General features: G+C 68.2%; 1 protein-coding gene. It reads left to right on the top strand.

Annotated features, from left to right (window positions below; translation table 11 throughout):
* The coding region (locus tag ACUN9Y_RS22220; protein WP_445462915.1) for a hypothetical protein at positions 1-409 on the top strand (409 nt) is incomplete at both ends.

The following is a 409-nucleotide window of genomic DNA, read 5'->3' as shown; positions in this document are numbered from 1 at the left end:
ACAGCTGGCAACGCCTGCCCGGGAAGGACGTTGCCCCTGACGCAAGACGCCGCCAGACCAAGCGCCAATGGCACTACGCCGACAATGGCCTGCTGACGGCCACCGACGACAGCCTGCGCGGCACCACTCGCTACGGCTACGACCCGCTGGGGCGATTGCGTCAGGCCGTCTCGCCCACCCACGACGAACGCTTCACCTTCGACCCCGCGGGCAACCTGGTGGACCCCGACGATAACGCCGGCAAGAACGAGGGCAAGAACGAGGGCACGGACAAGAACGAGAACAGCTCCCTGGCGACGCGCTGGGCCAGCGGCCGAGAAACCGGTCAGCGCAGCTGGGTCGACTACCCCAACGCCCCCAAGCTGTCGCCGGCCATGGGCAACCTGCTCAAGCGCTACGCCGGCACCCA

The organism is Halomonas sp. V046 (assembly GCF_052645355.1).
The sequence above is the reverse complement of the archived record's forward strand: the minus strand, read 5'-3'. Positions and strand labels throughout refer to the sequence as shown.